13 protein-coding genes are annotated in these 14,117 nt (G+C 67.9%); 9 read left to right on the top strand and 4 right to left on the bottom strand.

Annotated elements, in window-relative coordinates:
- Positions 1 to 343 precede the first annotated feature (343 nt).
- The 6 genes from acs to VF584_05730 all read left to right on the top strand — a co-directional run bounded on the left by acs (position 344) and on the right by VF584_05730 (position 5,624).
- Positions 344 to 2,353 (top strand): acetate--CoA ligase, encoded by a 2,010-nt coding sequence (gene acs / locus VF584_05755; GenBank protein ID HEX8209672.1) that lies wholly within the window; start codon positions 344 to 346, stop codon positions 2,351 to 2,353.
- Positions 2,354 to 2,526: 173 nt separating this feature from the next.
- Positions 2,527 to 2,778, top strand: a complete 252-nt coding sequence (locus VF584_05750; GenBank protein HEX8209671.1) for a hypothetical protein — start codon at positions 2,527 to 2,529, stop codon at positions 2,776 to 2,778.
- The gene (locus VF584_05745; protein ID HEX8209670.1) at positions 2,771 to 3,130 is read left to right on the top strand and encodes a hypothetical protein; all 360 of its coding nucleotides are present in this window, start codon (positions 2,771 to 2,773) and stop codon (positions 3,128 to 3,130) included. The genes VF584_05750 and VF584_05745 overlap by 8 nt, the downstream gene beginning before the upstream one ends.
- 11 nt (positions 3,131 to 3,141) lie before the next feature.
- Positions 3,142 to 4,176 (top strand): hypothetical protein, encoded by a 1,035-nt coding sequence (locus VF584_05740; protein ID HEX8209669.1) that lies wholly within the window; start codon positions 3,142 to 3,144, stop codon positions 4,174 to 4,176.
- A gap of 163 nt (positions 4,177 to 4,339) precedes the next feature.
- On the top strand, positions 4,340 to 5,116 hold the full coding sequence (xth, locus tag VF584_05735; protein ID HEX8209668.1) for an exodeoxyribonuclease III: 777 nt from the start codon (positions 4,340 to 4,342) through the stop codon (positions 5,114 to 5,116).
- A gap of 31 nt (positions 5,117 to 5,147) precedes the next feature.
- Positions 5,148 to 5,624: a nuclear transport factor 2 family protein gene (locus tag VF584_05730; GenBank protein ID HEX8209667.1), complete on the top strand. Its 477-nt coding sequence runs from the start codon at positions 5,148 to 5,150 to the stop codon at positions 5,622 to 5,624.
- A 61-nt stretch (positions 5,625 to 5,685) separates the two neighbouring features.
- On the opposite strand, the gene VF584_05725 is transcribed toward VF584_05730, so the two are convergent.
- The 3 genes from VF584_05725 to VF584_05715 form a co-directional block, all read right to left on the bottom strand.
- Positions 5,686 to 6,582, bottom strand: a complete 897-nt coding sequence (locus tag VF584_05725) for a PRC and DUF2382 domain-containing protein (protein ID HEX8209666.1) — start codon at positions 6,580 to 6,582, stop codon at positions 5,686 to 5,688.
- A gap of 451 nt (positions 6,583 to 7,033) precedes the next feature.
- Entirely contained in the window at positions 7,034 to 8,665 is a 1,632-nt protein-coding gene (locus VF584_05720) for a cation acetate symporter (protein HEX8209665.1), read from the bottom strand.
- A complete protein-coding gene (locus tag VF584_05715; protein HEX8209664.1) occupies positions 8,662 to 9,012 on the bottom strand; it encodes a DUF485 domain-containing protein in 351 nt (116 codons plus the stop codon). Before VF584_05715 ends, VF584_05720 begins: the two co-directional genes overlap by 4 nt.
- A 141-nt stretch (positions 9,013 to 9,153) precedes the next feature.
- Here VF584_05715 and VF584_05710 point away from each other — a divergent pair, with 141 nt between their 5' ends.
- The 3 genes from VF584_05710 to VF584_05700 all read left to right on the top strand — a co-directional run bounded on the left by VF584_05710 (position 9,154) and on the right by VF584_05700 (position 11,366).
- Positions 9,154 to 9,798 (top strand): cytidylate kinase-like family protein, encoded by a 645-nt coding sequence (locus tag VF584_05710; protein ID HEX8209663.1) that lies wholly within the window; start codon positions 9,154 to 9,156, stop codon positions 9,796 to 9,798.
- Positions 9,799 to 9,870: 72 nt separating this feature from the next.
- Positions 9,871 to 10,695, top strand: coding sequence for a menaquinone biosynthesis protein (locus VF584_05705; GenBank protein ID HEX8209662.1), 825 nt, complete (start codon positions 9,871 to 9,873; stop codon positions 10,693 to 10,695).
- Between the two features lie 110 nt (positions 10,696 to 10,805).
- Positions 10,806 to 11,366, top strand: a complete 561-nt coding sequence (locus VF584_05700) for a hypothetical protein (GenBank protein ID HEX8209661.1) — start codon at positions 10,806 to 10,808, stop codon at positions 11,364 to 11,366.
- Between the two features lie 702 nt (positions 11,367 to 12,068).
- On the opposite strand, the gene VF584_05695 is transcribed toward VF584_05700, so the two are convergent.
- Positions 12,069 to 13,652 carry a S8 family serine peptidase gene (locus tag VF584_05695; protein HEX8209660.1) on the bottom strand — a complete coding sequence of 528 codons (1,584 nt, stop codon included), beginning with the start codon at positions 13,650 to 13,652 and terminating at the stop codon, positions 12,069 to 12,071.
- Positions 13,653 to 14,117 lie beyond the last annotated feature (465 nt).

Below are 14,117 nucleotides of genomic sequence, written 5' to 3'. Positions count from 1 at the left end.
CGTCACCTCGCTGCCCCTCCCCCAATAACTACCTGGGGGAGGGGGCGCCCGCACGCACCCGTGCCGGTTCTCCGGTACGGCCTGTCGCACGCGTCCGGTAGGGGCTGCGATTCATCGCGCCCGCCCTCTCCCCCACCTGGAACTCTGCGTCCGGGACCAACACCCGTAGGGCAGACCTGCGTGTCTGCCCTCCCCCGCGCCGCCTGGACCGCCGCGTTCCGCACGATACAGGATGCTCCAACGCCGGCCTGCTCTTGCGGGCCCCGCGCGCGCTGGCATAGCATCCGCAGAGATGGAACAGCCCAGCGATCCACGCCCAATTCAACCGCCGGAGATCCGCCGCATGTCCACGCCGGAGATCAAGCTCGACTCCCTCCTCCAGGAAGACCGCGTCTTTCCGCCGCCGCCGGAGTTCGCGCGCCAGGCGCTCGTTTCGGACGCCGAGGTGTACGCGCGCGCCGCGGCGGACCCGCAGGCGTTCTGGGCCGGGTGGGCCGAGCAGCTCCACTGGTTCCGCCGCTGGGACACGGTGCTCGAGTGGAATCCGCCCGAGGCACGGTGGTTCGGGGGCGGCACCCTGAACGCGTCGTACAACTGCCTCGACCGTCACCTCGATGGCCCCAACCGCACCAAGCAGGCGCTCCTCTGGGAGGGCGAGCCGGGCGACCGCCGCGGCTACACGTACGAGGAGCTCCATCGCGAGGTGGGCCGCGCCGCCAACGCGCTCAAGGGGCTCGGGGTGAAGCGCGGCGACCGCGTGGCCATCTACCTCCCCATGATTCCCGAGGCGGCCATCGCCATGCTGGCGTGCGCGCGGATCGGGGCGGCGCACTCGGTGGTCTTCGGCGGCTTCTCGGCCGAGAGCCTGCGCGACCGCATCCGCGACGCCGAGGCGAAGGTGCTGATCACGGCCGACGGCGGCTACCGGCGCGGCGGGGTGGTGGCCCTCAAGCGCGCCGCGGACCAGGCAGTGGAGGAGGAGGGCGGGTGCCCCACCATCGAGCACGTCCTCGTCGTCCGCCGCCACGGCGCGAGTGGAGACTCCGTGGGCGAGGCGGCGATGAAGGATGGCCGCGACGTGTGGTGGCACGATGTGGTGGACGCGGCGGAGCCCGAATGCCCGGCCGAGGAGATGGACGCGGAGGACCTCCTCTACATCCTGTACACCTCGGGCACCACGGGGAAGCCCAAAGGGATCATGCACACCACCGGCGGCTACATGACGCAGGTGTGCGCCACCACGAAGTGGGTCTTCGACCTCAAGGACGACGACGTCTACTGGTGCACCGCGGACGTGGGATGGGTGACGGGGCACTCGTACGTGGTCTACGGGCCGCTCGCCGCCGGGGCCACCGTCGTCATGTACGAGGGCGCCCCCGACTGGCCGGACCGCGCGCGCATGTGGAAGATCGTGGAGGACTACCGCGTCACCATCCTCTACACGGCGCCCACCGCGATCCGCGCCTTCATGAAGTGGGGGACGGACTTCCCCGCGCAGCACGACCTCACCTCGCTGCGGCTGCTGGGCACCGTGGGCGAGCCGATCAACCCCGAGGCGTGGATCTGGTACTACAGGTTCATCGGCGGGGAGCGCTGCCCCATCGTGGACACGTGGTGGCAGACGGAGACGGGCGCCATCATGATCGCCCCGCTCCCCGGCGTCACGCACACGGTGCCGGGCTCGGCCACCACCCCGTTCCCCGGCATCCGCGCGGACATCCTGTCGCTGAACGGCGAGTGCATCGGCACGGGGGGCGGCTTCCTGGCCATCCGCGACCCGTGGCCCTCCATGCTGCGCGGCATCTGGGGCGACCCGGAGCGCTTCCGCGAGACGTACTGGAGCAAGTGGGCGGGCAAGACCGTCGACGGCTCGCAGCCCGGCGAGGGCGTCTACTTCCCCGGCGACGGGGCCAAGCGCGACGAGCGCGGCTACTTCTGGGTGATCGGCCGCATCGATGACGTGCTGAACGTGGCCGGCCACCGCATCGGCACCATGGAGGTGGAGTCCGCGCTCGTGGACCACCCCTCCGTGGCCGAGGCCGCCGTCGTCGGCAAGGCGCACGAGCTCAAGGGCCAGGCGGTGGCGGCGTTCGTCACCCTCAAGGAGGGCCAGGAGCCCACCGAGGCGCTCAAGAAGGAACTGAGCGAGCACGTCGTCCGTAAGATCGGCGCCATCGCCCGCCCCGACGCCATCCTCTTCGCCGGCGACCTCCCCAAGACCCGCTCCGGCAAGATCATGCGCCGCCTTCTCAAGGACATCGCCGAGGGGCGGGCGCTGGGGGACACGACCACGCTCGCCGATCCGAACGTGGTGCAGCGGCTCAAGGGGGAGTACGAGGCGAAGGAGGGTTGAACACTCCGGGGGAGCGGTGCCCCCGTCATACGCGCTGTAGAGCGCACTTCGGGGACGTGATGTAGGCGCCGCCGTCATATTGGACACACCGGCTGAAATCCAGCCGGTGTGTCCATCCATATTCTAGAGAGCCGCTACATCATACCCCGCCTCGAACCCCAACCCCGAGCTTCATGCAACAAAACACCGAGGGGAGAAAACTCGTGCGGGACGCGCGCAAACACCTCCCCACCCACCCGGACGGTGAGCCGCATAGCGGCATCATCGCCGAGCTGCGGAAGGCGCTTCCCGACGCCGGAGGCGTAGCACGCGCCACCGCGAAGCGCTCTCCCGGCGGGGCCGCCGAAGACCGCGCCGCACTGTACGCCGCCCTTCCCCAGCATCCCGACGAAGCCACCTCCACCCGTAAAGCGCGCCATGGCTGACGCCCAGATCTCCAACGACCCGACCAAGCCCTTCGACATCAACATCGTCGGCCAGACGCCGCACGTCTTCGCCTACCGCATGTGGCACAAGCAGCCGGGCGCAGCCGACTTCACGCAGTTCGCGGAGGGCGACACCGGCGACGCGGTTCCCGATCACGTGCAGCTGGGGCCGGTGCCATCGGGGACGCTCGTGAAAGCCGCCTTCGCCGTGGGCGGGAAGATGAAGAACTACCGCGTACTCGTAACCTTTGCGCAGGGCGGAAAGATGGTCGTCGGCGGAGCCGTCACCGTAACGGGCCAGACGTTGGGCGGTGGTGGCGGCGCGCGGATACTCACCTTCGTCCTGGCCTGAGGAGAGCGGACATGAAAATGCGCGGCATTCTCGGCGCGGTTGCGGCATCGCTCACGCTCCTTTATCCCGCGCGGGCACAACAGCCTTCCAGCGCGCCCGAGTTCATCACGGCGGTCCCGGAGAGCCCCGCCTTCATCTTCCTCAACGCCAGCCCCACCAAGGTCACGCGCCCGGGTGCAACGCGCGATTTCGGCGCGAGCCTGATCAACGGCATCAACGACGAGGGGAAGGTGCAGCAGGGGTTTGCGCTGGAGGCGACGCCCATCGGCGTGGTCCCCGGGTTCAACCTCACGCTTCCCGAATACCGCAAATGGCCAAACTTCGTCGCGGCGAACGCGCAGCTCTCCCTCGGCACCGTGCGCGCGGCGGCGGACAGCGCGTCGACCGACCTTGCGGTGGGACTGCGTCTGACGCTGCTGGATCAGGGCGATCCGCTCCTGAATCAGACGTTCACGACGGAGCTGGGGGCGCAGCTGCGCAAGTGCACCGCCATCGACCCAAACAAGCCGGACGATGAGAACGAGAAGGCGATCGCTGCCTGCGCGGACTCGGTTACGAGCGAAGCGTACGGCACCTGGACGAAGGCGCACTGGAACGCGCGCCGCGTGGCGATCGGAGTCGCGGGAGGTACTCGGCTTGAGCAGTCGAGCCTGTCGGAAACGGACGGACTGGGCGCACAGTTCTGGGCCGTGGCTGCAAACCCTATCGGAACCAGGGCGCAGATCATCGGGCAGCTGACCGGCGGCCGTCGCACCTTCGGCACCGACACGGTGGCGTCCACGCGGATCACGTACGGCGCGCGGCTGGTAGGCGGGAGCGCCACCTTCAATGGCTTCGCTGAACTGGTCGGGGAGCACTCATCCCTCACCTCGGAGACGACGGCGCTCTGGTCCGGAGGCATCGAATTCCGGATCAGCGAAGACCTGTGGATCGCCACCGGCTTGGGAACACGCTATCACGAGTTGGAGAAGGACGCCCGCTCCGTGGTGATCGCCAACCTGCGCTGGGGGATGACGAGCAAGTCACGCTTCGCAAGCCTGCGCTGAAGGAGGCTGCTCCGGCGCGGACGGGATTATCGCTGATGACGTGAGTGTCCAAGGGGAGCGGCTTTACCTGCCCGCTCCCCTTTCCATTTGGCACGATGTGGACGCGGGCACGTTCCCCGCGTACTCACCGCGCGATCCTGGCGCGTCCCCAACACCCGTCCCGATGAAGATCGCCACGTACAACGTCAACGGCATCAACGCGCGGCTGCCAATCCTGCTGCGCTGGCTGGAGGAGATGAAGCCGGATGTGGCGTGCCTGCAGGAGCTGAAGGCGCCTGCCGAGAAGATCCCGGAAGAGGCGATCCGGGCGGCTGGCTACGGCGCGGCGTGGCACGGGCAGAAGGGGTGGAACGGGGTGGCGATCCTGGTGCGCGGCGGCGAGCCGGAGGAGGTGCGCCGCGGCCTTGCCGGAGAGCCGGAGGACGAGCAGAGCCGCTACATCGAGGCGACCGTACGGGGCATTCGCATCGGGTGCCTCTACCTGCCCAACGGCAACCCGCGCCCCGGGCCGAAGTTCGACTACAAGCTGCGCTGGCTGGACCGGCTGGCGAAGCGGGCCGCCGAGCTCCTCGACGAAGGCGGCCCGGTGGTACTCGCCGGGGACTACAACGTGATCCCGACCGATCTGGATGCCTACAAGCCCGAGCGCTGGGTAGAGGACGCGCTCTTTCAGCCGGAGGTGCGGGATGCGTTCCGGCGCCTGGTCGAGGCGGGGTGGACCGACGCCGTCCGAACGATGCACCCTGACCAGCGCATCTACACGTTCTATGATTACTTTCGCAACGCGTTCGGCCGCGACGCGGGGCTGCGCATCGACCACCTGCTGCTGAGCCCCGCGCTGGCCCCGCGCCTGACCGCGGTGGGCATCGACCGCGAGGTTCGAGGGTGGGAGAAGTCCAGCGACCACGTGCCGACGTGGATCGAGATCGCGGACGATTGACGGCCCCACACCTCCACCCGGACCGTGGCCCATGCATCCCAACGAAGCGCTGATCCACCGGTTCTACACCTGCTTCCAGGCGCGCGACGCCGACGGCATGCAGGCGTGCTACCATCCCGAGGCCACCTTCAGCGACCCCGCGTTCGGCGAGCTGGACGTGGCCCGCGCCGCCGCCATGTGGCGCATGCTCTGTGCACGCGCGGCGGATCTCGATATCCAGTGCTCCAGCGTGCGCGCGGACGATGTGGAGGGGAGCGCGCAGTGGGCGGCGATCTACACCTTTACGCAGACCGGCCGCAGGGTTTACAACCAGATCGACGCGCGCTTCGTCTTCCGCGAAGGGCTGATCGTGCGCCACGAAGACAGCTTCTCCTTCTGGCGCTGGTCGCGCAGGGCGCTCGGACCCGTGGGGCTGCTGCTGGGCTGGAGCCCGCTGCTGCGCAACCGCGTCCGCGCGACCGCCAACCGTCAGCTCGCCCGCTACATGCGCGAGTCGTCGGGGACCTGACGCGAAGCGGGGCGCTCCAGGCCAGGAGCCGCCCCGCTTCGGGTGTGCCGCATACGGCGCGCTAGGAGATGACGTCGCGCGTGCCGTCCGGCCCGATTACCTCCGCGCGCTCGCGGCGCACGGTCTCTTCGATCACCTGCTCCTCGATCACGCGCGTCTTGCGGATCACGAGCTCCTCGCGGGCGACGAGGCGCTTGGTGACGACCAGCTCCTCCTCTACGAGAGGGATGTACATGATGTCGCCCTCGGTGCGCGGCTCCAGCCCGGCGCCAGGGGGCAGGGGGCGGCGCTCCACCTCCACCTTCTCGCGCGTCACGGGGATGGTCTGGCGGATGACCTGCTCCTCGATGTGCTTCTGCACCACCACCTCGCCGACCGGCACCTCGCGCTTCCCCACCACCAGCTCCTCCTCGGAGAGCACGACCCGCTCCTCGCTCCCCGCAAGCTCGCGCGCCGGCGCACCCGCGGCCAGCCCGTGCGTCCCCGTGCCCGCGGGCGCGGTGCCGGTGAGCCCGCTCGTGCCCGTACCGATCCCGCCGTGCACCTGGGCCGCCGCTTGAGCCACGATGCCGGAGTTCGCGAGCGAGTCGGCGGCCCGGGCGTGGTCCAGCACGGTGGCATCGGGGTCCCGGAAGGGGAGCGGGGTGTTCGTGGGCGTGGTGGGGAGGGTTGCGGCGCTCTCGCCCGTGACGCCGTCCAGGTGCACACGCCGTCCATCGTCCACGCGGGCGCTGCCATAGGGCACGAACACGCGTTTCCCACCCGGGATGCGTGCAACCGAAGCCTCCAGCGCGACGGCGATGAAGCGCGGCCCCTCGCCGCGGGCGTCGCCCAGCACGTCCGCCACGTTGCCCAGCAGGGTGCCGTCGCCCGCGAAGACGGGGCGGCCGATCAGCCCCAGGTCCGCGCCCGCCCCCAGCTCGCCCAGCGACACAAGGTCATCCATCGATACGTCCATCGTTCCTCCCCGCCAGCCAGGGCATGTTCCGTCCGGCCGGCGCGGAGCGCGCCCCCGGAGTGCGGGCGGGGGAGTGCAAGCGGCATTCCGGGATGCGGGCCCGGGGGCGGGGGTAGGCGCGGGGGAGAGCACGGGCAGCCACGCGGGGCGCCCCTACGGATGTCGGCCAGATGGGCGGTGGTGGAGGTGGGGGCGAGGGTGGGCAGACACGCAGGTCTGCCCCTACCGGTTACGGTGCGGTGGGCGTCGGTCGAGGAAGGCAAAGGGCGGGCGCGATGAATCGCAGCCCCTACGGATCGGTGCGGCAGGGCGAACCGGAGGACCGGCACGGATGCACGCAAGCGCGAGCAGGGAGAGGGCCTGCGATGCCGGCAGCGGCACATTGAATTCTCCCCCTCGCCCGCCCTGCGCCCCCGCGGGCGGGGGAGGGGGTCGGGGGGGAGGGGGCCCCCTACACCGCCCCCAACCCCGTATTCGCCCGCACGTTCAGCTCGCTGTACGCTGCCTCCGATACCGGATCGCGCGACAGCAGCGAACCCAGGATCGCGGCCAGGAAGCCCAGCGGCACCGAGACCACTGCCGGGTTGTCCAGCGGAAAGATGGCGGCGGCCTGGATCAGGTGGCGGCTCGCCGCGGTCGGCGGGTCCACGCCCATGACGGCGGGGCTCAGGACGATCAGGACCACCGACGAGATCAGCCCCACCAGCATCCCCGTCACCATCCCCGTGGTGTTGAAGCGCCGCCAGTACAGCGTCAGCAGGATGGCGGGGACGTTGGCGCTGGCCGCCACGGCGAAGGCCAGGCCCACCAGGAACGCCACGTTCAACGACCGCAGCGCGATCGCCATCCCGATCGACAGGACGCCGATCAGCGCGGCGGCGATGCGGGCCACGCGCACCTGCTCCTTTTCGTCGTGCCCCTCGCCGCGCTTCACCACGCTGAACCAGATGTCGTGCGCGAATGCGGACGAGGACGCGATGGTCAGCCCCGCCACCACGGCCAGGATCGTGGCGAAGGCGATCGCCGCCACGAACGACAAAAAGATCTCGCCCCCCACCTCCTGCGCCAGCAGCGGCGCGGCGAGGTTCTGGTTGGGGACGATCTTACCTTCCTTCATCAGCCCGATGTTCGCCTTCCCCACCAGCGTCGCCGCGCCGAAACCGAGGAAGGTGGTCATGATGTAGAAGGAGCCGATCAGGATCATCGCCCACACCACCGAGGTGCGCGCCGCGATGGCCGAGGGCACCGTGTAGAAGCGCACCAGGATGTGCGGCAGCCCCGCCGTTCCAAAGATCAGCGCGATGCCCAGCGAGATCAGCGAGAGCGGACCCCACTTGCCGTGGTAGTACAGGCCGGGCTGCGTGAAGTCCTTGGTGATCGGCGCACCGCCGCCGGGGCAGACGCCGTCCTTGACCGCCCCTTCCGCGCACACCTGTCCCGTCACCCCGGCGACCGCGTCGAAGAACTGCAGGAAGGAGAAGTTGAAGCGGTACATCACCAGCAGCGACAGCAGGATGGTACCCATCATCAGGAGCACGGCCTTCACGATCTGCACCCACGTCGTCGCCAGCATCCCACCGAAGATCACGTACACAAGCATCAGCGCGCCCACCATCACGATGGCGAGGTTGAACGAGATCTGCGGGATCAGCAGGCTCACCAGCGAGCCGGCGCCCACCATCTGCGCGATCATGTAGAAGAGCGAGACGGTGAGCGTGGAGATCGCCGCGACGGTGCGCACCTTGGGGCTCTTGAGGCGGAAGGCCAGCACGTCCGCCATGGTGAACTTGCCCGTGTTGCGGAGCGGCTCCGCCACCAGCAGCAGCACGGTGAGGTACGCCACCAGCCAACCCACCGAGTACATGAAGCCATCGTAGCCGTAGAAGGCGATCAGCCCCGCGATTCCCAGGAACGAGGCGGCGCTCATGTAGTCGCCCGCCACGGCCCATCCGTTCTGGAAGCCGGTGATGCTGCGCCCGGCGCTGTAGAACTCGGCCGTGGTCTGCGTGCGGCGCGATGCCCAGAAGGTGATCCCCAGCGTCAGAAGCACGAAGGCCACGAACATCAGGAGCGAAGTGGTCACCGGGCACCTCCCGCGTGGGCGCGCGACGCGATCCGCTCGGCCTGCGCGTCGAAGGCGCGGGCTCGGCGCACGTACATCACCATGAGGATCCACGCCATGAAGAACTGCGACAGCGCAAAGAGGTAGGCGATGTTCACGTTCCCCACCACGTCGCGCCCCATCGCCCGGGGGAAGTATCCCACGAGCACCGGGAGGGCGAAATAGTAGACCACGAAGAAGAGCGTGGCCGGGAGGATGAAGCGCCGCTTGGCGGCCACCAGCGCGCGGAACTCGGGGTCGCTCTCCAGCCGCGCCCACGCATCGGCGGTGAGCACGTCGGGCGGCGGCGGTGTGGACGGACCGGACATGGAGGACCCCGGGTGTAGGGAACGGCGGGCTCTTTCGCGAATCGGGATGGGTCGTGGGACGTTAGGCCGGTGCGCGCGCGTTGACAAGGGGACGCGGCGGGGGGCATTCTCAGCGCGCACCTTCGGCGGAGGGGTCGCGGGATGACGGTGGTCACGATTGCGAGGCAGTTCGGCGCCCGCGGCGAGGCGGTGGCCAACCGGCTGGCCGAGGCGCTGGGCTGGCGCCTGCTGGACCGCGCGCTGGTGGAGCGGATCGCCGCGGAGCTGGAGGTGGCGCCGGAGCAGGTGGAGGCCAACACCGAGCGGGTGGAGCGCTTCGTGGAGCGGCTGGGGCTCTACCTGTCGGAGAGCTTCCCCGAATCGCTCGCCGGCCTCCCCGCCGCGCTCTCGCCCGAGGCGACGGCGAAGGCGGCGCGGCGCATCGTCGCCCAGGCCGCGGCAGAGGAGCCGGCGGTCATCGTGGGGCACGGGGCGCAGTGCATCCTGCGTGGCCACGCGGACACCTTTCACGTGCTCCTCCACGCCCAGTTCGCGGCACGAGTGGCGCGGGTGAGGGAGCACTTCGCCCTCGACGAGCGCGTCGCCACCGAGCGCGTGCGCCGCTCGGACGCGGACCGGCGCGCGTACGTCCGCGAGCACTTCGGACAGGACTGGCTCGATCCCGCCCTGTACCACCTCAGCGTCGACACGGCGCGCTTCGGGGTAGAGGGGACGGCGGAGCTGATCTGGGAGGCCACCAACCGCATCCTCACACAGAGCCACAGAGGGGACGACAAGAACAACTGAAGGTAGTTCTCTGTGCCTTCGCTGTTCCCTCCGTGCTCTCTGTGTGATGCTTTTCTTTCGGATGGAGGGACGATGGACGAGGAGAGGGGGCTCAGGCTGGGGCACATCACGTACAGCAACTGCTTCCCGGTGCACGCGGGGATCCTGGATGGCGGGCTGGGGGCGGGGCTCTCGGTGGTGGAGGGGGTGCCCTCGGAGCTGAACGGAATGCTGGATCGCGGCGAGATCGACGTGGCGCCGTCGTCCAGCATCGAGTTCGCGCGGCACGCGGATGCGTACGGCATCATGCCACAGCTGGTGATCGGGTCGCGTGGGCCGGTGAGGAGCATCCTCTTCCTGGCGCGCCGCCCACCCGAGTCGCTCGAGCGGGCGCGGGTGGCGATCCCCACCGCGTCGGCCACATCGGTGGTGCTGCTCAAGGTGCTGCTGCGCACCCGGTGGGGCGTGGAGCCCACCTTCCACTGGTTCGACCAGGCGCGCGACGACCCCTTCGCCGGCGGCGCGGACGCGGCGCTCTTCATCGGCGACGTGGCGCTTCGCGGAGGACTGCACCCCGCCCTTCCCTTCCGCTTCGACCTTGGCGAAGTTTGGTGGCAGCAGACTGGGCTCCCCTTCGCCTTCGCCGTGTGGCAGGTGGCGGGGGGCAGCCCGAACGCGCTGCGCCGCCTGCACCGCACCCTGCTGGCCTCGCGCGAGTACGGCGCGCGCAACCGGGCGGAGCTGGCGGCGCGCTGGGGGCCGCACTTCGGATTCGAGCCCGCGTTCCTCGATCGCTACTGGGGCGATCTTTCGTTCGACCTGGATCCGTCCATGATCGAGGGGCTTCGGGCGTTCTATGCCCTTGCCGCCGAGATCGGCGAGATCCCGCGGATTCCGGAACTGCGCTGGGCCGTGTAGGCAGGACCCCGTCAGAACCGCCCGCGCTCGCGCATTCGCCTGCAGATACACGATCGGAGCCGCTCCCGGCTCCGCTCCCAGCGCCACTCCTCCACACACGGTCCGTATCCATGAAGAAACGATTCATCGCAGCCGTAGCAGCCGCCGCCCTGGTCTCCGCTGCTCCGGCGCGCGCCCAGACCGACACCGTACCCGCGTACCAGCAGGTCATCTCCGCGAATCCGCTGGGCCTCCTCTTCGGCTACTTCAACGGCGAGTACGAGCGGGCGATCAGCAGCACCTCCACCGCGGGTGTGGCCGGGGCGTACTTCTCGGCGGACAACGACGCGCTGGCGACCATCGAGGCCAAGTTCCGCTACTATCCGCAGGCGCGCCCGCTCTCCGGCTTCTCCATCGGCGCCTCGCTGGGCTACGGCCAGGTGACCGACGAGGAGGATTTCGACGAGTTCATCGTGGACTCGCAGGCGCAGCAGGATGACGGCCCGACCTCGTCCGCGTTCATCGTGGGTGTGGAGCTGAACTACAACTGGCTGGTGGGTCGCGACCGCCGCTTCTTCATCGGCACCGGCATCGGCGCCCGCCGCCTGCTCGGCGGCGACGTGGACAACGAATCCGACCTCCCGGTGGTGATCCCGAGCATCCGCCTGGTGAACATCGGCTTCGCGTTCTGAGGGGGCCCTCACCCCCAGCCTCGCTCCGCGACGCATCCTCCTCCCCCAAAACTGCCTGGGGGAGGGGGATGCGTCGATACAGCGGAGGTAAGTAGAAGAAGACGGACGCCGGCTCCGCGGGTGCGCAGAATGGGGCGGTCCAAGCTCCCATCACGCTCACTCGCAGAACCGGCGTCCGACCTCGAAGCTGAAAGAGCAGCGCCGAACAAGAAACCCACCTGCACCGGCGCACCGCTGCGGACCCGCCCTAGCGTTCCAACAGCCAGCCTACGGCGCCACCGAGCACTGCTCCAATGAGAACTCCTCCTGCGGCACCACCGAGAGTCGCAGATCCGATTCTCGTTCCTTGACTCCGCTCGGCATTATCGATCGCGTAGCCGCCCGCGAGCCCTACGGCCCCGAATACAACTGCTCCGATCAGCGCCCCCGCGGTCCTGCCACGAATGCGTGTGCCCTTTCTCGCGAGCTCCCCTTCCTGTAAGTAATGAGCGCGGGTTGAGCTGAGCGAGGCTTGCCGCCGGAGCCCGAGCGATGCGGCTCCCACGGACACCGGTGTCGCGGTGTCGTTCTCCACCGGGAGGGAGAACACGCCCCGGCTCCCCATTCCCAGCGAAACTTCTCTAACGGAGGACTGCGCTGCCATGGAGGTCGATGCTCCAAGGATCGCCAAAGTCGGAGCCGCGGTCCGAAGAAGTAATGCTATCAGCAGACGAGCACCGTTGGATCGTTGCACGTTGTATTACCTGGAGGCGGGTTGATGGCAACGCTCGCGATCTTGGTGGATCCGTCTGAGTGATCCGTCACCTCAACAGAGTAGTGGTGGGTCGGATCGCCCTGGCTAACCGTAACGCGGATCGTCCGGGCAGTGACTCCGTTGAACAGCCCGAGCCAGCGGTATGAGTACGGACCCTCCCCACCGAGCGGGTTTGCGGTTAGATCCATCGTTTCCGGCTCGTTGTAGCCACCCCCACTCACAGTGTTGCCGAGAATCTCAGCATTCCACATCCCCCCGACAGCGCGCATCGCCATCACGAGGCCGTACCCCGAGTCCGGGTCCCGGCCGGTGGGGCCGATATCACGGGCAGTACTTATAAGCCGCTGACGAACCTCGTAATTGCGCATCGAAGGGTACTTGGACCTCACGAGCGCCGCGACGCCTGCCACGATAGTAGATGCGTTCGAGCTGTTTGCACTCGTCGTCCATTCCGGCTCACCCAGCCCGATGGCCCCGACGGTGGGTTGCCCGTGGTAAGCAGAGAGTTCCACCTTGTCGCTATGGTGGCTCCCGGAGTACCGAGTATCGGTGTAGAAGTCAATCGCAGAAACCGCGATCACGTCCGGGTGGACTGCCGGAAACATCGCTCCTTCAACAAGCTGACCCCACCATCCGGCGCTACCCACCGCGGCGGTAAACAGCACGTCATATGAGGGGGACCAGTAGTAGAGGCTCAGCCGATCCGACACCGCGTTACTCTCGTCTTCGCAGCGGAATGCCATCTGAACCACTTTCGCGTTGTACTTCACCGCGGTATCAAGCGCGGCCGCGACACGCCAGGTGCTAACGTCCAGGTAGAAGTCGCTGTGCTTGATGCTCAACGGGCTCGATCCGTATGCCACACCTACCACGTGATACCCATCGCGCTTTGCCGCAAGAACCCCGGCTTGGTGGGTGCCGTGCCCAAACGTATCTTGGAGGGGCTCCGAAGGGTTAACCCTCTTGGCTGCAAAGTTGGACAGCTGGTGCCCATATTGCCAAATGTCGATCCCAGAGTCGATCAGCCCGATAACTACACCCGCACCTGTGCTCCGTCTCCACGCCTGATCGATCTCCATCTTGTTGAAAATCCACGGGACACTATCCCCATTAAGATAGTATGCACCGTAGTTCGGGTCACCCCCCGAACTGCTGCTACTGCTAGAGCTCAGCCGCTTTTCACTCGGGCGGAGCCCGAGTTGGAAGGCGGGTGCAGCGGGCGCGGCGATCGGGTCGGCCGAATTGAGAACGGCGGGCTCTATGTAGTCGATGAATGGATGCGCGCGTAGCTTGCGCAGCTGCTCAACACTTGAGACCTGAATGAGGACTGCTGGAATCACCTCGTCGACGTTGAGGACAGTTCCACCGTGGGCAGTCGTCAAGGTCTGAACCGCCCTCTGCCATACCGCATCAGAAACGAGCCGCTGAGCGCGGTACATTCCACGCGCTGTGCCGGGCGCTTTCACACCCACCATCACGGTCGTATCGTGCTCGGTGATGTACGTCCACAGGTCAGTATCGCTGATGGTCATCCAGCGATTGTCGCGTACCGGAACACCCTGGATGGTCGCAGGGCTCATCCCGGCTTTGGGTTTCGTTGATTTGCTAAGTCCGGTCGGGTCGTCACACGCAGCCAGAGCCTAAGAGTCCTGCTGCCGCGACAAGTCGTCTGAGGAGCATAAAATGAGGTGGATTTTGGGAAAATAGCGGCAGTCGGGATTCGGCTGCCCGGTGCGTCTCTTCAACTGTCTGCGTGTGGAGGGTCCCACGCATTCCCCCGAAGCCGGCCGAGATAAGCCTCGACGTTCAAGGCGACGGCAAGGGCAATTAGTGTGGGTGCGGTAGGTATGAGGGAATCAAGCGCAGGCCGGCTCCTGATACAAAAGGAACCTATGAACCGACTTGAGCCTTTCGGGCCCGGACCGGGACCGGAACGGTGCTGCATGGATGAGTAAGCCCGCACAGTGCCGGGCCAGTGTCGTTTCCGATGCCGAGCT

Source organism: Longimicrobium sp. (assembly GCA_036389135.1).
GTDB lineage: Bacteria > Gemmatimonadota > Gemmatimonadetes > Longimicrobiales > Longimicrobiaceae > Longimicrobium.
This window is presented reverse-complemented; position numbering and strand designations above follow the sequence as displayed.

Excerpts from the sequence above, each read along its gene's own strand:
- VF584_05710 (HEX8209663.1), top strand. The coding sequence starts at position 9,154 with ATGACGGTGGTCACGATTGCGAGGCAGTTCGGCGCCCGCGGCGAGGCG.
- VF584_05745 (HEX8209670.1), top strand. The coding sequence starts at position 2,771 with ATGGCTGACGCCCAGATCTCCAACGACCCGACCAAGCCCTTCGACATC.
- VF584_05750 (HEX8209671.1), top strand. The coding sequence starts at position 2,527 with ATGCAACAAAACACCGAGGGGAGAAAACTCGTGCGGGACGCGCGCAAA.
- VF584_05740 (HEX8209669.1), top strand. The coding sequence starts at position 3,142 with ATGAAAATGCGCGGCATTCTCGGCGCGGTTGCGGCATCGCTCACGCTC.
- xth (HEX8209668.1), top strand. The coding sequence starts at position 4,340 with ATGAAGATCGCCACGTACAACGTCAACGGCATCAACGCGCGGCTGCCA.
- VF584_05730 (HEX8209667.1), top strand. The coding sequence starts at position 5,148 with ATGCATCCCAACGAAGCGCTGATCCACCGGTTCTACACCTGCTTCCAG.
- VF584_05695 (HEX8209660.1), bottom strand. The coding sequence starts at position 13,652 with ATGACCATCAGCGATACTGACCTGTGGACGTACATCACCGAGCACGAT.
- VF584_05700 (HEX8209661.1), top strand. The coding sequence starts at position 10,806 with ATGAAGAAACGATTCATCGCAGCCGTAGCAGCCGCCGCCCTGGTCTCC.
- acs (HEX8209672.1), top strand. The coding sequence starts at position 344 with ATGTCCACGCCGGAGATCAAGCTCGACTCCCTCCTCCAGGAAGACCGC.
- VF584_05725 (HEX8209666.1), bottom strand. The coding sequence starts at position 6,582 with ATGGACGTATCGATGGATGACCTTGTGTCGCTGGGCGAGCTGGGGGCG.
- VF584_05715 (HEX8209664.1), bottom strand. The coding sequence starts at position 9,012 with ATGTCCGGTCCGTCCACACCGCCGCCGCCCGACGTGCTCACCGCCGAT.
- VF584_05705 (HEX8209662.1), top strand. The coding sequence starts at position 9,871 with ATGGACGAGGAGAGGGGGCTCAGGCTGGGGCACATCACGTACAGCAAC.